Origin of the sequence: Faecalicatena faecalis, assembly GCF_012524165.2 — a bacterium.
In the GTDB taxonomy this organism is placed as follows: Bacteria; Bacillota; Clostridia; order Lachnospirales; family Lachnospiraceae; genus Faecalicatena_A; species Faecalicatena_A faecalis.
This window is the reverse complement of the sequence record NZ_JABACJ020000021.1, coordinates 38,479-58,680: the sequence shown is the minus strand read 5'-3', so window position 1 is coordinate 58,680 and position 20,202 is coordinate 38,479. Positions and strand designations below refer to the sequence as shown.

General features: G+C 46.4%; 14 protein-coding genes. 7 read left to right on the top strand and 7 right to left on the bottom strand.

What is annotated here, in order from left to right; all coding sequences use genetic code 11:
• Positions 1–3: 3 nt before the first annotated feature.
• Positions 4–852: an HAD family hydrolase gene (locus HGO97_RS17990; protein WP_216244313.1), complete on the bottom strand. Its 849-nt coding sequence runs from the start codon at positions 850–852 to the stop codon at positions 4–6.
• A 172-nt stretch (positions 853–1,024) separates the two neighbouring features.
• Between HGO97_RS17990 and HGO97_RS17985 the strand changes: the two genes are divergently transcribed.
• The 4 genes from HGO97_RS17985 to HGO97_RS17970 all read left to right on the top strand — a co-directional run bounded on the left by HGO97_RS17985 (position 1,025) and on the right by HGO97_RS17970 (position 5,578).
• The gene (locus HGO97_RS17985; RefSeq protein ID WP_216244312.1) at positions 1,025–2,257 is read left to right on the top strand and encodes an AraC family transcriptional regulator; all 1,233 of its coding nucleotides are present in this window, start codon (positions 1,025–1,027) and stop codon (positions 2,255–2,257) included.
• Positions 2,258–2,481: 224 nt separating this feature from the next.
• Entirely contained in the window at positions 2,482–3,759 is a 1,278-nt protein-coding gene (locus HGO97_RS17980) for a sugar ABC transporter substrate-binding protein (RefSeq protein ID WP_216244311.1), read from the top strand.
• A 104-nt stretch (positions 3,760–3,863) separates the two neighbouring features.
• The gene (locus HGO97_RS17975; protein ID WP_216244310.1) at positions 3,864–4,739 is read left to right on the top strand and encodes a carbohydrate ABC transporter permease; all 876 of its coding nucleotides are present in this window, start codon (positions 3,864–3,866) and stop codon (positions 4,737–4,739) included.
• Positions 4,739–5,578: a carbohydrate ABC transporter permease gene (locus tag HGO97_RS17970; protein WP_216244309.1), complete on the top strand. Its 840-nt coding sequence runs from the start codon at positions 4,739–4,741 to the stop codon at positions 5,576–5,578. Before HGO97_RS17975 ends, HGO97_RS17970 begins: the two co-directional genes overlap by 1 nt.
• An 84-nt stretch (positions 5,579–5,662) precedes the next feature.
• Here HGO97_RS17970 and xdh read toward each other — a convergent pair whose 3' ends face one another.
• From xdh to ssnA, 6 genes are all read right to left on the bottom strand, one after another.
• The gene (gene xdh, locus HGO97_RS17965; protein ID WP_216244308.1) at positions 5,663–8,221 is read right to left on the bottom strand and encodes a selenium-dependent xanthine dehydrogenase; all 2,559 of its coding nucleotides are present in this window, start codon (positions 8,219–8,221) and stop codon (positions 5,663–5,665) included.
• A gap of 47 nt (positions 8,222–8,268) precedes the next feature.
• Positions 8,269–9,627: a selenium-dependent molybdenum cofactor biosynthesis protein YqeB gene (gene yqeB, locus HGO97_RS17960; protein ID WP_216244307.1), complete on the bottom strand. Its 1,359-nt coding sequence runs from the start codon at positions 9,625–9,627 to the stop codon at positions 8,269–8,271.
• Positions 9,628–9,644: 17 nt separating this feature from the next.
• Positions 9,645–10,442 (bottom strand): selenium cofactor biosynthesis protein YqeC, encoded by a 798-nt coding sequence (gene yqeC / locus HGO97_RS17955; RefSeq protein ID WP_216244306.1) that lies wholly within the window; start codon positions 10,440–10,442, stop codon positions 9,645–9,647.
• Between the two features lie 95 nt (positions 10,443–10,537).
• A complete protein-coding gene (gene hydA, locus HGO97_RS17950) occupies positions 10,538–11,917 on the bottom strand; it encodes a dihydropyrimidinase (protein ID WP_216244305.1) in 1,380 nt (459 codons plus the stop codon).
• A gap of 157 nt (positions 11,918–12,074) precedes the next feature.
• Positions 12,075–15,068, bottom strand: coding sequence for a putative selenate reductase subunit YgfK (ygfK, locus tag HGO97_RS17945; RefSeq protein WP_216244304.1), 2,994 nt, complete (start codon positions 15,066–15,068; stop codon positions 12,075–12,077).
• Between the two features lie 82 nt (positions 15,069–15,150).
• Entirely contained in the window at positions 15,151–16,482 is a 1,332-nt protein-coding gene (gene ssnA, locus HGO97_RS17940) for a putative aminohydrolase SsnA (RefSeq protein ID WP_216244303.1), read from the bottom strand.
• A gap of 324 nt (positions 16,483–16,806) precedes the next feature.
• Between ssnA and HGO97_RS17935 the strand changes: the two genes are divergently transcribed.
• The 3 genes from HGO97_RS17935 to HGO97_RS17925 all read left to right on the top strand — a co-directional run bounded on the left by HGO97_RS17935 (position 16,807) and on the right by HGO97_RS17925 (position 20,077).
• Complete coding sequence (locus HGO97_RS17935; protein WP_216244348.1) at positions 16,807–17,454, top strand: helix-turn-helix transcriptional regulator; 648 nt, start codon at positions 16,807–16,809, stop codon at positions 17,452–17,454.
• Positions 17,455–17,499: 45 nt separating this feature from the next.
• Complete coding sequence (gene dpaL / locus HGO97_RS17930) at positions 17,500–18,705, top strand: diaminopropionate ammonia-lyase (RefSeq protein ID WP_216244302.1); 1,206 nt, start codon at positions 17,500–17,502, stop codon at positions 18,703–18,705.
• A gap of 61 nt (positions 18,706–18,766) precedes the next feature.
• Entirely contained in the window at positions 18,767–20,077 is a 1,311-nt protein-coding gene (locus HGO97_RS17925; RefSeq protein ID WP_216244301.1) for a YgeY family selenium metabolism-linked hydrolase, read from the top strand.
• The last annotated feature ends 125 nt before the right edge of the window (positions 20,078–20,202 follow it).

Sequence of the window (20,202 nt, the reverse complement as noted above, 5' to 3'; positions counted from 1 at the left end):
CCTTTATCTTTCTTTTGATAGGTTTTCCACAAATTCTTTTTTCAGTTCTGCCTGATATTCCCCTGCAAATGTCCCATTCTTCATTTTATCCACAGCGGACTCCATCTGTTCCCAGCTTTCTGCCTCTCTGGAAACCAGAATCGGATAATAAAACACACCATTTTTCTCAGCCGCATCCAGATCCCCCGGCGCATCACCTGCCATCATGACATGGTCTCTGGAATATCCATAGGTCAAAAGTCTTTCGATACAGCTCTTCTTAGAACCAGCATTTTGTGCCAGGACCACATCTACGTGTTCCAGAAGGCCGAATCTGGTCCACTCTTCCTTTACTGCCTCATAATTCGCTGAGGAGACAATTGCGATATCACAGGTCTCGTGCAGCTTTTCAAGTACTTCTTTTACATGTTCAAACGGCCGGATCTCTTCTTTTGGAAGCTTTGTGATTGCCTCATTCACAGCTTTAGACCAATTAAGTGCCTTTTTCAGGCAGATGCTGTGAGTCCTTTCAATTTCCCTTTCAAGCGCCGCATTTGACAACTCATCCGACTCATTTGTCCATCGAATCAGTGTCTCTACATCCTCAATCGCCTTTTCTTTTTGATCCACTTCTCTAAGTGCGGCCGCCAGCCCCTTAAAACGGTTGATTCCCCTGGTCATAGAATATAGATTCACTACATTCCACCGTCTCAGGATTACGTCCTGGTCCGCTTCCAAATTCCACTCTGTTATCATGCACGGGCCAAAGCAGCGGATATGCTTGATATCCATACTGTCAATGGCGCACCCATCAGAGTCGATACAGACCAGATTGTTTTGTTTCTTACGAAAGTCTGAAAAAGGGTTATTCATCGTAACATGTCCTCTCTTTCTCTTGTTTGATACATTTAAAATACTCGATTTTACATTTTAAAAGAATAATAATATCCATTGTTTTTAGCACAATTTTATGTTATTTTATTTAACAGGAATAATTTGTATGATTTTAACTTAATATTGTATTACTTTAAAGGGGGGGGATTACATGGAGCATAAACAGCTTGAACTTTTTCAGGAGGCGGTCACCGCATGCAATGTCGGATGCTGTGTGGTCTTCAAGGACAATTCTAACCTGTCACGGACAGACAACGGGCTGAGACTGCGTCTGTATGAAGACTATAACTATCAGGCTTTACAGTTTTTCCTCGAACAATACGTCACTTCCGGGAAAATGATAAGATACCAGGATTCTTTCGGGATGTATTATATGTTCCTCCGTCTTCCCTCTCTCTATTTATATGATTATGAATCCCCGCATTTTGTGATTGGACCTTATCTGGAGACCACTCCTAAACCAGAAACGATCCGCCAAATCATGGAGCATTTAAGTATACCGGAACAGCTATTTGAGGATATCCGTCTGTATTACGCCTCCACCCCGGTACTTTCCAATATAGAAAGCTTCGAATCACTTGTTCTGAATCTTTCGCAGGGACTTTTCCACACTGAATACTCAATCTCACATCTTCCTGACCAGGGTGAGATCCAGATGGAGCATTCCCCATTGATTCTGAAAATACGGAAAAACCCTGAGATTTCTGTCAGTACCATTGAGGAACGCTACAAAGTAGAGAATCAGATGCTGGAGGCAGTCTCCAAAGGAGATGAGAAAAGGGCACACGAGCTGCATCAGAAATTCCAGACCTTTCAGCTCAGGCCCAGAACGGAGAATGCCCTTCTAAATAAGAAGCACGGAGTGATCATCCTGAATACACTTTTTCGGAAAGCAGTGGAATCTGGCGGGGTCCATCCACTGTATATCGATGACCTGTCCGGTAAATTTGCCATTCTGATCAATGAAGCACGTTCAGAGCGGGAACTGGACCATCTTGCATCGGATATGCTGCACAAGTACTGTCTGATGGTGAAGAATCACTCCATGACTGGCTATTCCCAGGTTATTAAGGACGTCATTTCCTATATTGACTTCCATTATGCAGAGGATTTAAGTCTCGCTTTTTTCGCAGAGATGTGCAATATGAATAAGAACTATCTATCAAGCCTGTTCAAAAAAGAGGCAGGGATCACTCTGACCGATTATATCCACCAGGTACGCCTGCGCCGGGCCATCACGCTGATCAATTCCTCCTCGTTGTCCATCACCACCATAGCAGCATCCTGTGGGTATAATGATATCAATTACTTCACCCGGATTTTTAAACGGACCTACGGAATGTCCCCGAAACAATATCAAAAATCTATCCTTCGTCCGTCCTAGCGGATATATGATTCTCCGGAACTTTCAAGCACAGCCGCTTTGCCTGCAGGTACGTTTTAGAGAGGGATTTTGAAGATAGATAAATTCAATAAATCAGTATACTTATGTGAAAAATAAATCGGCAAATCATACCTGTATCTTGCAGGCTGGGTTTGAATTGGATATACTTTGTAACGAAGGCTTAACAATACCAGGCCCAAGTTACACACACAAAGGAGGAAGTTATGAAAAAGAAACTATTGAGTGTGCTTCTATGCACCGCTTTGATTGGAACGCTCGCAGTAGGCTGCGGTTCTGACAAAAAAGCAGAAGAAAACAAAAAAGAGGATGCCCCTAAGTCTGACGGAAAGGAAATCACTGTCATGGTCCCGGAATGGGCAGTCCCAAGTGATGAGATGCTGGATGCTTTTACAGAAGAGAGCAGCATCAATGTAGTCATGAATGTAGTAAGCTGGGATGATATCCGCGATAAAGTAGCAATAGCCGCTTCCGGCGGAGCTGCCGCAGCAGATGTCATTGAAGTCGACTGGTCATGGGTCGGCGAGATGAACAGCGCCGGATGGCTTGAAGAGATCGAGATGACAGACGAGGACAAGGCCGATATGCCTACACTGGAGACATTTTCCATTGATGGAAAGGTTCTGGCTGTTCCATATGCGAACGATTACCGTATCGCATATTACAACAAGGAACATTTCAAACAGGCAGGAATCGAAAAGGCTCCTGAGACATGGGATGAAGTATATGACGCTTTAAAGAAAATCAAAGATGCCGGAATCGTAGAATATCCTTACACTATGCCGATGAATGCAGATGAATCTGCAACCACTTCTATGATGTGGATGGCATATTCCAGAAGCGGACAGGTCTTTAACGAGGATGGAACACTCAATCAGGATGCCGTTCTCGACGCTCTTACGTTTGAGAAGAAGCTGGTCGACGAGGGATTCACTGATCCTGCCTTAAAGACTGCATCTGGAATGGACGCTTACCGTAAACTGACAGCAGGTGAAGCAAGCTTCATGGTGGGACCGACCAAGTTCGTCGGAATCAGCAGCAATGAAGAGGAATGCAGTGTAGTGGGACAGATCGAAGCAATCCTTTTGCCTGGAAAAGATGCAGCCTCAAAAAAGACCATGCCTCTGCCAGAAGCAGTTGGTGTTACAAAATTCTCTGAGAATAAAGATGCTGCAAAAGAGTTCGTAAAGTGGTATACTTCTGCTGAGACACAGAAAGAACTGTACCAGGCAAATAGCTCTATCCCTACAAGAAACTCTGTACTGGCCGACCTCATCGACGATGGAACCATCCAGAACGCAGGTGCAATGCTTGACGAGGCAAAGCTGATCCAGTCTCCGTTCCCGAACGGAATCCCGGATTACTACTCTGAGATGAGCAATGCAATCTATAATAACGTCAACAAGATGGTACTCGGAGAGGCTTCTGCACAGGAAGCATTCGATGCCATGAATAAAAAAGTGACAGAATTAGCCGGAAAATAAAAGTACAGCCCAGGTTCGATCTGATACCTGGGCGAAAAAGGCTTTACGAATAGAAGTCATACTTATGGAATTTCAAAGCACGTAAGAAGCGGAGAATAAAGACTATGAAGAAAAAACACAAAGGGGCGCTGGGTATTGCGCTCCTTTTGCCAATTATTATCATCATGGCAGTACTCGTGTACTACCCCATTATTAAGACATTTTCATATAGTTTGCAGAAGATGAAGCTGACTGCGCCACAGGATACTGGATTTGTAGGACTTGCCAACTATCGTTCCGTCCTGGAATCAGATTCTTTCTGGTACAGCCTTCAGAATACGCTATTTCTGCTGGTAGTTGTAGTCCTTTTTACAACAGTCTTTGGAATTTGTGTCGCACTGATGCTGAATGTCGACACGAAGATTTCCGGCCTTCTGATGGCCGCGGCCGTCCTGCCTTGGGCTCTGCCTCCCGTAGTAAATGGAATTATCTGGCGCTTTATCTTCTATCCCGGATATGGATTCATGAATAAGCTGCTGATTGGTCTTGGAGTCATTGATCAGCCGATTGAATGGATGTCACACCGTTTCCTGCTGCTTTTCGTGGTAGCCGTTGTCGTAGCATGGCGGAGCATACCCTTTACAGCAATCGTATGCCTGGCCGGGCTTCGGGCGATTCCGCACGAATTCTATGAAGCCGCAAGGATCGACGGTGCGGGGAGATGGTCTTCCTTCCGTTATATCACGGGACCGCTGATGCTTCCTTTTATCGGAATCGGGATTACCTCTGCTTCTATCACTGCAATCAATATCTTCGATGAGATCGTAGCACTGGCAGGGTACAGTGACCTCGGGAAAAATCTTCTGATCGAGAGCTACCTGACCACATTCTCTTTCCTCGATTTTGGAAAAGGAAGTGCTCTGACTTATATCATCATGCTGATATCGGCAATACTTGGTTTCTTCTATCTTAGGAACCTGACCAGGGAGGTGGAATACTAATGAAGACAAAAGGCGGAAAGGTACTTTATTTCATCGTAGTCGTGATCTTTTTAATCTTCACGGCAGGCCCCTTTATCTGGGCATTTTCTGTATCTGTGACACCAGAATTTGAGATGTTCAAGAACACGATGAGTATGCTTCCGAGTAAACTGAACTGGGATAATTATGTCACCCTTTTCACAGCCTCTTCCAGACAGAATAAGATTCTATTCCAGGGAATGTTCAATTCCCTCAAGGCTGTTGGGATCACTCTGCTGATTGGTCTCCCAGTGGCCCTGATGTCCGCTTACTCTCTGGCACGATTGGAATTTAAGGGAAAGAAACTCATCAAGAATGCGATTCTGATCACTATGGTCATTCCAGTTTTTGCAACCGTGATTCCACTCTACCGTATTTTTGTTTCCTACCAGCTTCTGGATAAGATGTTCTGGCTCAGCCTGGTATATGCAAGTTCCTTCCTGCCAATGAGCATCTGGCTGATGATCAATTACTTCAGCACGATCCCGGTGGAAATCGAGGAGGCCGCCAGGGTGGACGGATGTGGACGGATCCGGACCTTCTTTGAGATTCTGATGCCGATTGCATACCCGGTCGTAATTTCCAGTGCACTCATCATGTTCTTAAGTGCCTGGAATCAGTTCCAGATTCCGCTGATCCTGGCATCCTCTTTTCAGACGAAACCAGTGTCTATCGTGACAAGCGAGTTTATGGTGAAGGATTCCATTCAATATGGGATTACTGCGGCGGCAGGACTGCTGGCCATTGTGCCGCCTGCGGCTACGGCGCTGATACTGAGGAAATATCTTGTGTCAGGAATGACACGGGGGACGGGAAAATAGAAACGGGCAGGGAAGATACCGCATCATCGGTAAACCTCCCTGCCCTTTCTTCTCCATAACATTTAATCTTACTTCTTTTATTCTCTATTTTTTCTTCTTCTCATAAGGAGTCCCCGTAAGCGGCAGCTTTGTCTGGAACTCTTTATTCCATTTATAATATGCTCCGGCAATTGCTGGTGCTGTCGGAATAGAAGTGATCTCCCCGATTCCAATCGCGCCATATCCTACATCGACTCCCGGCTTCTCTACGATAATGGATTCCAGCTCTGGCACTTTATCTGCCTTGAACAATCCCAGTGTTCCGAATCTGGAAACCGGATAGCCGTCTTTGAGTTCATACTGCTCTGTCAGGGCATATCCCATACCCATGACAACACCGCCTTCGATCTGTCCTTCTACACTGATTGGATTGACTGCCTTACCGACATCATGGACCGCTACCATCTTCTTTATTGTTCCATCTTCATTCAACACACACATCTGAGTTGCAAATCCGTATGCCACATGGGATACAGGATTCGGTACATCACTGCCCATCTTATCGGTCTTTGCCAGATATTCTCCGAGATACTCTTTTCCTTCCAGCTCATCCAAGGTATGTTCCTTTAAGTCCTCTGTCAGTTTTTCAGAAGCCCGCTTTGCAGCTTCCCCAGTGATCAGGGTCTGACGGGAACCGGATGTGGTACCGGAATCCGGTGAATCGGCGGTATTCGGACGGCAGTATTTAATCTTGTCAATGGAAAGTCCTAATGTCTCGGATACGACCTGAATCAGTACAGTTCCAAGTCCCTGCCCAATACAGGATGCTCCAGCATGAATCTCTACTTTTCCGTCTTTGATCAGCAGACGGCAGCGTCCCCAGTCTGGAAGTCCCACACCAACTCCAGCATTCTTCATGGCACAGGCAAGACCCGCATATGGTTCACTCTCGTATATTTCTTTTACCGCCTCCAATGTCTCTGCAACAGCGGTAGAGTTATCTGCGATCTGTCCATTCGGAAGTACCTGTCCCGGACGGATTGCATTGCGGTAACGAATCTCCCACGGAGAGATTCCCACCATCTCTGCCAGCAAGTCCAGGTTGCGCTCTGATCCAAAACAGGTCTGAGTCACACCGAATCCACGGAATGCTCCGGCTGGAGGATTATTGGTATAGACTGCTTTTCCGTCAATGTCCACTACCTGGAAGTTATATGGTCCTGCGGCATGGGTACATGCTCTCTGTAGAACAGGACCGCCTAAGGATGCATATGCTCCTGTATCAGATACGACAACAGCCTTCATAGCTGTCAGATATCCGTTCTCATCACATGCGGTGGTGATATCCATCCACATCGGATGACGCTTTGGATGCACCACGATACTCTCCTGCCTGGAGAGCTTGACTTTAACGATGCGTTTCGTCAGGTAGGCGATCAACGCAGCGTGATGCTGTACACTGACATCCTCTTTTCCACCGAAACCGCCGCCGACCAGCTTGTTTTCCACAATGACTTTCTCCGGTGGGAGTCCCAGCATGATACAGCACTCGTGCTGGGTATCATAGGTGCCCTGGTCCGTGGAGTAGATAAATACACCGTCATCAAACGGCATCGCCACGGCACATTCCGGCTCCAGGAAGGCATGCTCTGTCCATGGAGTCTCATAATGTCTTGTCACTTGATACTTGGATGCTGCGATCACCTCATCCGCATTTCCTCTGACCAGATGCTCATGGGCAAGGACATTACCTGACTCATGAACCTTCGGTGCATCCTCCTTCATTGCCTCGAAAGGATCCAGTACCGGTTCCAGCACTTCATAATCTACCTTGATCAGGCTCTTTGCACGTTCCAATGTCTCCTGATCCTCTGCTGCTACCAGACAGATGGCATCGCCCAGATAATGAGTGACCTTTCCTACCGGAATCATCGTATCCCAGTCCTGCTTGAGATGACCGACCTTGACATTGCCCGGAACATCTTCTGCTGTAAAGACACCGATCACGCCCTCGAGCGCTTCTGCTTCTTCTTTATGTATTGCCAGTACCCTTGCCCTTGGATATTCAGAGCGGACTGCACTTCCGTAAATCATGCCGTCAAGATAGATATCATCGGGATATTCCCCGATTCCCAAAACCTTTTCCCCTGCATCGATTCTCTGAATGGCATCTCCCACAAGGACTACACCACTATTATCCGTAGCGGGAATATTTTCACGGAACATCTTAGCACTGAGCAGAATTCCATCAATAATCTTCTTATATCCTGTACAACGGCAGATGTTATTACGGATTGCCGCAACCACTTCCAGGCGGGTCGGATCTGGATTCACATCCAGCAGCCCTTTCGCACACATGACCATCCCTGGAATGCAGAAACCACACTGCACTGCCCCGGCCTTGCCGAATGCACAGGCATAGACTTCCTTTTCACGATCACTTAGGCCCTCCACTGTGACGATCTTCTTTCCTTCCATCTTTGAAATCATCGGAATACAAGCACGTGTCGTCTTGCCGTCTACCAGAACCGTACAGGTGCCGCACGCACCCTGACTGCATCCGTCCTTGACAGATGTCAGATGAAGATCGTCCCTTAAGAAACGCATCAGCTTTTGATCCCTTTCGACCTGATAATCCTTCCCATTGACATGAACAGTAAACATGATATACCCTTCCTTTCTCCGAACAGCTCTTAGCTCCCCGGAACTCCTTATTCTAAGATATCATCCTTTAAATCGATATCCTTTAATTCTTCTGACTGTGCTTCTACATACCGGACCTTATCATGCAGCCGGGACATAATTTTTCTACCGCCGTTATCCCCTGTAAGCCCTCCAAGCTCATCAAAAAACATTCGGTCCCACAATACCGGATTGCCCGGTCTTAATGGATTCCCTGCACAGATGATCTGTCCCCTATGCACAGATGCTGTATTTAAAATCCGCTGGATCGTCGCTGCTTTTAAATTAGGCTGATCACATACCGAGAAGAGGATTCCCTGAATGTCCGGGTGTTCTTCTAAGCACGCCTCCAATCCAAGCCTGATAGAATGGGAGATGCCCAGCTTTGGCTCATAATTCATCACGGTCTGGATTCCCTGCTCCTTGGCCTCCTTTGCTATGCTGTCATATCCGGTCACAAGATACTGCGGAAAATCCCCAAATGCCTGCATCCGGTCCAGTGTATGCTGGTACAGTGGTCTTCCTGAAATTGCAGCCAGCAGCTTGTTATCTCCAAAACGAACGCTTCGGCCTGCCGCCAGGACTACCATAGCGTAATTTTGGCGCATGTGTTCAAAACGGGTCACAGCCTCCAGTACTCCACCGCCGACTGACCTTGCTTTATCTGAAATGGTAAAACAATGGTCGATCTCACAGCGTGCGTCAATATCCCCGATTTTTAAGTTCTCAGATACCTCCACACCTGACTGCAGCATTCCGCGGACAATCCCGCTCATCTGTGCGTAGACTTCTTTTCCACCTGTCAGCGCTACGACCTGTCCTTTTTCCACAACATCACCTATAGATACCAAAGGCTCAATTCTGCCTGGGGCAGACGCCCGAATCAGACGTTCTATCGTATATCCCCCGACATTACCCGGAACTCCTGTGTTCGGGATGGCACTTCCTTCATAAATGGTGCTGCCCAATGTATGGCCCCTTTTCGTTTCTACAACACAATGGCAGTCTTCTCCCGCTGTAAATCCGGGCCCGACCCCTATCACAAAGGGTGCATCTATGATTCTTGTACCAAGATTTTTCTTTGCAAGAATCGCGTCTATGACTACATCAGGATGGTATTCCTCTGCGATTGCCGCATGTTCATCTATGATCACCGGGATATCGCCTGCTGCCAGGACCGCCTCTGCCTCCTTCATGCAGGTGACGAGAACCCCTTTCATATCTTCTACAAGGGCCTCCTTTTCATAGACTGCCCTGGACAGAGCCACGATTCGGCGTACCGTCAACGGGACTGCGATCTCTGTCATTAAAATCTGATGTCCACTGTGATATAGGCGAGAGGCAATCCCTGTTGCCAGATCGCCCGCTCCTTTGATTAATATTTTCATAACCTCTGCTGCCTTCCTTATTTCAATGCTGTCACCAGGATGTCAGTCACTCCCCGCATCTCTGCCAGAGAGCATATCTTCGACGCTGTCTGTTCTCTTTCCCAGGTGTCAGCCTTATTCAAAATCACGCTGTACTTCATGGTGGGAAGTACACCTTTTTTCCCGCCCTTGGAACAAAATGCCAGGTTCAGGATATCCTCCGGGCATACTTGATCCGTGATACTTTTGTGTAAAATCTCCGCTGCAAGTGCAGGACGGAAGCATACTTCCTGAAAGGGCTTTCCTGCTGCATCTAATCCACAGACATAAACGACATGGGTCGTCTCTTTTAAAATCACTGGCTCATGCTCTGCCGGCACCTTTAAGGGAAGCCGTTTCGCTCCATCTGCTTCAATCAGTACCACACACCCACAGTTGAGAAGCTGTTCGAAAAGCCATCCAGGTGGTGCCTTCATCTTGCCTTCTTCGGCAGGAATCCCGACCCAGGCCACGCCTTCCTGAGACAGTACGTCCATCACAGCTTCCATGGATGACTCTAACACGAACCATGGGGCATCTTCTATTTTCATATGGGTCGTCGTCGTCACGATCACCGGAATGTGCTTTTTTCGATATTCCCAGGCCAGTCTCGTAATCATCGTAGTCTTGCCGCCTGCTCCTGTGACTGATATGACAGGATTCTTTCTTTCTATAGGAAGTGTTCCCGGATTGAATGCCTCGAAATCAGATGTCCTAAAATCACCTTCCTCAAGATCAAGTGCCTCAATCAATGAAGTGTATTCTTTTGTTGTACTTCCAATATACTTCTTAATCATTTCCTCCTGCCGCCCTGCTTATCCTGTATATTTTTTTATTGATATTAAAACTAATTGCTTGTTTTGTAAATTATTTTATTTCTTTTTTATTTTATCTATTCTTCTGTCTGAACTCCATGAAGAACATACTTCCCTGCATTTTCCTCTTTGATTTCACCATTCTCAGCAATCAACTGACCACGCAGGAATACTTTTTCAGCTCTTCCTTTGATCCGTGTTCCCTCCATCGGACAGTAATCGATGTTCGTCTGCTGTGTCTCTTTTGAAAGCATCCACTCTGTCTGTGGATTCCAAACAACAATGTCTGCATCACTTCCCGGTGAGAGTGTTCCCTTCTGTGGATAGAGATGATACAGCTTCGCTGGATTCTCTGCAAGATATCTGCACATCTGTTCCAAAGTAAGTCTTCCTTCTTGTACGCCAAACTGCCAGATCAGGGCTGGACGTTCTTCTGCTCCCGGCATTCCACATGGTGTCTTTGAAAAATCTTCCGCTCCCATGCTCTTTTGTTCGAGATCAAAGCTGCAGTGATCCGTACAAATAGTCTGGATTCTGCCTTCGGAAAGGGCTTCCCACAATACCTCCTGATTCTTCTTCGCACGAAGAGGCGGAGCGATCATATACTTTCTGCCCTCTCCATCTGGCAGGAAATATTTCGTCTCATCCATGACCAGATACTGCGGACAGGTCTCTACATACACGGTCTGTCCGTCTTCTCTCGCGCGCTCGATCTCCCGGTATCCTTCTTCGGAGCTTAAATGTACCACGATTACAGGTGTATCTACACATTTTGCAATCTTGAGCAGGCGGTTGACTGCTTCTGCCTCTGCTGCCGGAGGACGGGTGCCCGGATAATCGGAGACATCTTTTCTGTCCCCTTTTTTCATCTGGACTTCCTCCAGTCTGGCATCGATGATTCCTTTATTTTCACAATGCACGCCTGCAATTCCACCGAGTTCTTTTAACCGGGTCAGAATCTCATACATAGTCTTGTCATCAACCACCATATTGTCATAGGTCATATATAATTTGAAAGAAGAAATACCCTCCTGTACGACGCGCCCCAGTTCTTCGCTGATGCTGTCATTCCAGTCGGAGATTGCCAGATGGAACGCATAATCGCAGGAGGAGAGTCCGTCCGCTTTCTTATGCCAGTTGTCTAAAGCCTCATGCAGGGTCTCCCCTTTATTCTGGGTGGCAAAATCTACGATACAGGTTGTTCCACCCGCGATTTCAGCCTTTGTCCCGGTATCGAATTTATCTGCTGTTATCGTACCGCTGACTTCCAAAGCCATATGGGTATGGGCATCGATAAAGCCCGGAAAAAGGTATTTCCCTCTTACATCTTCGATCTGTGCATCCCGAAACTCCAGATCCTCACCCACTGCCAGGATTTTCTCACCTTTTACAAGGATGTCGAGCTGTTTTAAGCCTTCGCCGCTTACGACTGTTCCACCTTTAAACAAACGTTTCATAACCATTCCTTCTTTCTGTCAATCCTTCTTGAAAAACTTGTTTGTCAGTATGCTTTTTCAGATTTTAACAAGTGAATATATAATGCTGGGGACAAAAATATTTTGTCCCCTTTCATTCTTACAGATTGTTACATACTTTCTCTCACGCAATCCAGTTTTATACCAGCAAATAAGAATAATCACGGATAACCGTCTCTATTAACTGCTGTAATCCTTCTGGAAGTCTTGTGTCTTCTCCCTTTGTCCAGGTAAAGGTATCGCCCAGATATCTGACTCTTACGCTCACCTTTTCTGGATCAAGCACTGTGAATCCCTGATTCTTACTATCTTCCATATCCTTCTCGGTTGCAAATAAAGTAAACTTATCCAGATATGGTGCACTCTGGTATGGGCAGAAGCTCTTACAGTTGCCGCATTCATTGCACATGTAATCCACATGGATAATCTGATGTCTTGCCATTCCCGGAACCTGGATGGAAATATTAGCACGGTTCGGACATACTTCCACACAATTCTCACAGATGCTGGAGCATCCCAGACAACGCCCGGTCTCAGCAGGTCCTTCCTCCAGCTCTTTGAGGACGCCTCTTCTTGCATAAACCTTTTCATCTGCTGCCTGTCTGTCATAATCCTGAACCAAAGTTCTTCCGATGACAGCCTCTGCAGCCATCCTTCCGTCGCGAATACCCTCTACAACTGTTGCCGGCCCGCCAAGGGCATCTCCTGCGATATACACCCCTTCCAGATTTGTCTCACAGGTCCCCTCATTTACAAGAGCTTTTCCGCGCTCATTTACATGGATTCCATTTGCTTCGTACCATTCTGTCGGTACTTTTTCTCCAACTGCTGCAATCACGGTATCTGCCATGACCTCACAGATTTCTTCTGTCTCAATGACGCCTCGTCTGCCGGACGCATCAAATTCACCAAGCTGCATCACTTTACAGATTAATTTACCATCCACCAGCTTGATTGGAGAAAGCAGCTCTTTGAATTCCACACCGTCCTCCACTGCCATGACAAGTTCTTCCTCATCTGCAGGCATATAGCGTTTTGTCCGTCTGTAAACAAGAGAAACTCTCTCAACGCCTTTCGTGCGTTTTGCCGCTCTTGCAGTATCCATCGCAGTATTTCCACCGCCAATAACGACTACATTCTTACCAATATCCAGCTTGCCATTCTCTGCTTTGAACTTCGCAAGGAAATCCAGGGCATTCATGGTCTCGCCCTCTTCCAGACGAAGTACGCCCGGTTTGGACGCGCCGACTGCAAGTACAACTGCCGTATATCCCTTATCTCGTAATTCCTGAATACTTTCTACTTTTACATTGTATCGAATCTCAACTCCTACAGCTTCCAGGATCGCCGCATCCTTATCGATGGCATCTCCTGCAATTCTGAATTCAGGAATGACATGACGTACAACACCACCTAAGGAGTCTGTCTGTTCAAATAAAGTAACTTCCATTCCACCACGTCTCAAGAAATAAGCCGCTGCCATTCCTGCCGGACCGCCACCGATGACTGCTGCCTTACCTTTTTCAGTCACATCTGCCGGTTTCACCTGTGTAAGCCAGGAAACATAACCGTTCTGCGCTGCTTCCAATTTCATGGCGCGGATATGTACTGGTTCCTCATAAAAGTTACGGGTACATTTGCTCATACAGTTGTGTGCGCAGATCGTACCAGTGATGAACGGAAGCGGGTTCTTCTCCGTGATGACCTTCATGGCCTCTTCGTATTCTCCTGCATTTACGAGCTGCAGATAAGTCGTGATATCCTGGTGAATCGGACAGCCCTCCTTACATGGTGCCACAAAGCAGTCCAGAAGCGGAACTTCACGCTTCATCTTACGGGACGGAAGAGGTTTTACAGACTTCACGTGGTGAACGCTGACCTTTGCCTCTTCTGCGAGGTTCTTGACTGCACTTGCACGAACACCTGTGAATTCATCATTTTCTTTTTCCAGAATCTCTGCCATCTGTGACATTCTCTGGTATCCACCTGGTTTTAATAAAGTCGTAGCCACAGTTACCGGCCAGATGCCTGCATCTACGATTCCTCTGATATTGTAGAAATCGGCGCCGCCTGAGTAGGAGATTCGAAGCTTTCCATCAAATTCTTCTGCCAGTTTTGCAGCTAAAGAAATAGACAATGGGTACAAGGACTTTCCTGACATGTACATTTCTTCGCTCGGAAGCTCGTTCTGCTTTACGTCTACCGGGAAAGTATTTGTAATTTTTACACCGAACTCCAGACCGCGCTCCTTACATACGTTCATCAGGCGTGTCAGCATCGGTACGGCATCCTCATACTGTAAGTCATCTTTGAAATGGAAATCACCAAATGCTACATAATCATAACCCATGTCATCCATGGTCTTTCTTGCATATTCATATCCTAATAAGGTAGGATTACATTTAATGAAGGTATGGAATCCCTTCTCTGTGATCAAATACATCGCGATTTTCTCAATCTCCTGCGGAGGGCATCCGTGCAGAGTAGAGATGGTCACGGAATTGCAGATGTCGGACTGGATGCTTTCGATATCCTCTCTGGTCACGTTCTTGAACTGATCCACATGATCCAACAGATACTGCTTACAGGACTGGAAGACTTCTGAATCCTTCGCTTCCTTCATTGTATTCAGGAAATGATCGATCTTCTCAGACTTGATGCCTTCCAAGTCATATCCAACGCTGATGTTGAACTGGAATCCGTTCATATCTCCCAGCTCATATTCCTTTGCCATTACTTTTAAAAGGAACCATGCCTTGATATACTCTTCCATTGCCTGCGGTACATATAATTCTGTGGACCACTCGCAGTTATAGCACTCATCATCCGCCTTGATACATGGCTTATTCACACATGCAGAAAGCTCTGCACCGTCCATGATCTGTACCGTCTTTAACTCAAAGAAGCGGCTTCCTGTGTAGTATGCTGCTACAATATTCTGTGCAAGCTGTGTGTGTGGACCCGCTGCCGGTCCTACCGGAGTCTCTAAGGGACGTCCGAAGATCGTCCTTACATACTTCGCATCCGCTTTATATGGGGTATGCTCTCCGAATACAGTACCATGCTCCTCATGCTCTGTCATAATCCAATTCAATAAATGCCCGAAAGACATCGGGGTCATAATATCGCTCATCTGTAAAAACCTCCTATGATATAATCTAAATATTCTGAATATGGTGATCAAAAGGGGCAGACCCTTTTGACCATTTTGACTTTTATCCGTTAATCCGATTCCAGAGTGCCTCTGAGGCTTCTCTGCAGTCTGCCATTACTTTTGCTTCATCGATGTGCTGTAATTCTCTATCTTTCATCAGCACTTTTCCGTTCGCTACGGTTGTCACGACCTTGCTTCCGTTCATTCCGAACAGAATATGTCCGTTCACATTGCCTGCGCCAAGTGGAGTAAGTGGATCATAATCTACAATAATCACGTCACCGGCTGCGCCTTCTTTTAAGACTCCGAGCTGTTGTTTGAAGTAACGGTTCGCAATCTGTGCATTGCCGTTAAAGAGCATCTCAGGTACTTCTACCCATGCTGCATTCGCATCACAGAGGTGGTGCTTGTGTAAGACATTAGCCACCTTAAAGGATTCTGTCATATCGTGGGTATATCCGTCTGTTCCAAGTCCAGTCAGGATCCCTCTATGTACCAGCTCCATGGTCGGAGGACATCCACAGGCATTGCCCATGTTGGATTCTGGATTATGTACCACCATTGTATTTGTTTCCTTAATTAAGTCCATCTCGTGTCCGTTGATGTAAATACAATGTCCAAGAAGCGTCTTCTCTCCCAAAATATTCCAATCCATCAAGCGGTCTACGATTCGTTTGCCATAATGCTTTAAGCAGTGGTGCAGATCTTCGATTCCTTCTGCAACATGGATATGGTAGCCAACACCATCCGGCTTATTCGAAGCCGCCAGCTCCATCGTCTCATCGGAAATCGTGAACTGTGCATGCATTCCCATCATTCCGGCGATCATACCAGTGTCGTCCTTTAAGGCATGTCTGATGAACTCTGCATTCTCCATAACTGACTCTCTCGCTTTATCCATACCATCCCGGTCTGAAATCTCATAGCACAGGCAGGAACGTACCCCAGTCTCCTTCGCTGCCTCTTCTATATGGAACAGAGATTCACGGATAGAACCAAAGCTTGCATGATGATCAAAGATTGTTGTGACTCCATTCTTAATACAGTCAATATACGTAGCCATAGCACTTAAATAAGTATCATGCAGGGTCAGGTTACGGTCAATAGTCCACCACATTCCGTCTAAGATATCTAAGAACCCCTTCGGGTCATATCCTTTGACAGAAAGCCCTCTTGCAAAGGCACTGTAAATATGTTCATGTGCATTGATAAATGCAGGCATGATCACCTTTCCCTTTGCATCGATAAACTCTGCATCCGGGTATGCAGCCCTGACTTCCTCAAGACTTCCCACCTTTTTGATCGTGGTACCCTCGATTGCCACAGCGCCCTGCTCCAGATACGGATTCGCTTCATCTCGTGTGATTACCCTTCCATTTCCTAAAATCAGCATACTTTTGTCTCCTTTTCTTTTTGAAATCTTTTAGTATACAAATTCTACAAGGGTGTTGCTTTCCTTGCACGTCGCACTATATTTTGTATATTCTTTTGTAAAAACAGTCTTTTCTTTTTCGAACAGCTATTTTCAGACCGTTTTCGTTGTCTATAGAATACCATTAATATAAGATAATTGCAATACAAATCCTAAAAAACTTTTAGGTAACCTAAAAAATTTTTAGAAAAAGTATTGATTTATATTTTTTTTATGCTATGATGAGTTTAAAGGCGAGGGAAAAACAGCCTCCCGGAAAATCCAGACACGAAAGGAATGGTGACATTGGGTCAGAGATTAGAACTCCTGAAACAGATTGCACACGGCCTTGCCGTACAGTTCGGCAGCTCATGTGAGATTGTCATTCACGATCTGCAGAAGAAAGAACTGGAAAGCTCCATTGTCTATATTGAGAATGGGCATATTTCCAACAGAAAGTTAGGCGACGGACCTTCCAGCGTGGTACTGGAGACATTGAGCCGGGACCCGTCACAGATTCAGGACCGTCTCTCCTATCTGACCAAGACAGATGACGGACGGATTCTCAAATCAAGCACCATGTACATCAGGGATGAGGATGACCTTATTGTTTACATATTCTCCCTGAATTACGACATCACCGCACTGCTCACCATCGATACTGCACTCCAGTCTCTGATCAGTGTTGAGAAGGAATCAGGCTCTGACGATGAGAGAGACCAGCCACAGAAGATCACACATAATGTAAATGATCTACTCGATGTTCTGATCGAACAGGCGCTCGCCCTGGTCGGTAAACCAGTCGCACTGATGAGCAAGGATGACAAGATAACGGTGGTTCAGTATTTGAACAACGCCGGAGCCTTCCTGATCACCAAATCCGGTGACAAAATCGCCTCCCTTTTGGGAATTTCAAAATTTACACTCTATAGTTACATGGATGCGGGCAAATAGCCATACAACAACTCATCACATTATTATGAAGGAGGTTTTTCACACATGGAAACAATCAAATGGGCAGTGAACCACATGCCTAAGACAGATGACGCACAGCTTAAGGTCATGGCACTTGACGAGGTCAAGAAGGCAAGAGCCTTCCACGAAAGTTTTCCTCAATACAGTGTCACACCCCTTGTCAAACTCGACAAGATGGCAGAAAGACTAGGACTTGGAGAGGTTTACATCAAAGATGAATCTTACCGCTTCGGCCTGAATGCTTTCAAAGTACTCGGGGGTTCCTTCGCCATGGCGCGTTACATAGCACAGCAGGTTGGAAAGGATGTTTCTGAACTTCCTTACCAGGTACTGACTTCACAGGAATTAAAGGATGAATTCGGTCAGGCGACCTTCTTCACAGCTACAGATGGTAACCACGGACGAGGTGTTGCATGGGCAGCTAACAAGCTCGGACAGAAATCCGTTGTCCTGATGCCGAAGGGAACCACACAGACACGACTGAACAATATCCTCGCAGAAGGCGCACAGGCTACGATCGAGGAATATAACTATGACGAATGTGTCCGCATGGCTAACGATATGGCTAATAAAACAGAAAATGGAATCATGGTACAGGATACTGCATGGGATGGATATGAGGAAATTCCAGCATGGATCATGCAGGGATATGGAACGATGGCAATGGAAGCCAATGAGCAGTTGGGAGATTACGGATGTGACAGACCGACACACGTATTCATCCAGGCTGGCGTAGGTTCCCTCGCAGGCGCAGTTCAGGGATATTTTGCGAACCGCTATCCTGAAAATCCTCCGAAAGTGATCGTTGTAGAAGCCGAGGCTGCTGCCTGCCTCTACAAAGGAGCTTCCTTAGGAGATGGAAGTATCCAGATCGTTGATGGAGATATGGTAACAATTATGGCTGGACTTGCATGTGGAGAGCCTAACACGATTTCCTGGGATATCTTAAAGAATCACGTTGATACCTTCGTTGCAACACCTGACTGGGCCGCCGCAAGAGGAATGCGTATGCTGGCAGCACCGATCAAGGGAGACGCACCAATTACATCCGGTGAATCCGGCGCAGCACCTTTTGGAACCCTGGCCTGCATCATGTGCATGGATGAATATAAGGAATTAAGAGAACACCTGGGATTGGATGAAAATTCCAAAGTCCTTCTCTTCTCAACAGAAGGTGACACAGATCCAGAAAGATATGAATCTATCGTATGGGGCGGAAACGACCGCTAAAATAACAGTAACTAATCAAATTCAATTCTAATCAATGAAAAATGCAAAGGAGATTAAAAGAATGGATTTCAACAAAATCAAAGAGGCTGCACAAAACTATCAGGCTGACATGACAAAATTTTTACGCGAGATCGTAAAGAACCCAGGTGAGAGCTGTGACGAAAAAGCTCACATCGAGCGTATCGCAGAAGAGATGAGAAAACTCGAATTTGACAAGGTAGTCATCGACCCACAGGGCAACGTACTCGGCTACATGGGAACAGGCGAAAAGATCATCGGTTTCGATGCTCACATCGATACAGTAGGTATCGGTAATATCGACAACTGGACCTTCGATCCATATGAAGGATATGAGAATGACGAAGAGATCGGCGGACGTGGTGTGTCTGACCAGTGCGGCGGTATTGTTTCTGCAGTATATGGCGCAAGAATCATGAAAGATCTTGGCTTATTGAGCGATCAGTATACAGTCCTCGTAACAGGAACTGTTCAGGAAGAAGACTGCGACGGCTTATGCTGGCAGTACATCATCAACGAAGACAAGGTTCGCCCTGAATTCGTAGTATCTACAGAGCCGACAGACGGCGGAATCTACCGTGGACAGCGCGGACGTATGGAGATCCGTGTGGATGTCAAAGGTGTTTCCTGCCATGGTTCCGCTCCTGAGCGTGGTGACAATGCGATCTACAAGATGGCTGACATTCTCCAGGATGTCCGTGCACTCAATGAGAACGATGCTGATGACGCAACAGAAATCAAAGGTCTTGTTAAGATGTTAGACGAGAAGTACAATCCGGATTGGAAAGAAGCACGTTTCCTTGGAAGAGGAACTGTTACAACATCCGAGATCTTCTTTACATCTCCAAGCCGCTGTGCAGTAGCTGACTCCTGCTCCGTTTCACTGGACCGTCGTATGACAGCAGGCGAGACATGGGAAAGCTGCCTGGATGAGATCCGTGCACTTCCAAGCGTACAGAAATACGGTGACGATGTGACTGTATCCATGTACAACTATGACCGTCCGTCCTACACAGGATGTGTATACCCGATCGAGTGCTACTTCCCGACATGGGTAATTCCGGAAGACCACAAGGTAACAAAGGCTCTGGAAGAAGCTTACACGAACCTCTATGGAGAGACAAGAATCGGAACAGCTGAGACAGAGGAAATGAGAAAAGCACGTCCACTTACTGACAAATGGACCTTCTCCACAAACGGCGTTTCCATCATGGGAAGAAATGGAATCCCATGCATCGGTTTCGGACCTGGCGCTGAGGCACAGGCACACGCTCCAAACGAGAAAACATGGAAACAGGATCTCGTTGTATGCGCTGCTGTATACGCTGCACTGCCGACACTTTACTGCAAATAAGAAACACGATTACATTTGACGACTGCTGCAAAGGGGACAGAGCCCTTTGCAGAGGGGTCTGACCCTTTTGCACACCAGGAAAGCGGACATTCGCAATCCGCTTCGCTACTTGCTCATGAACGCAG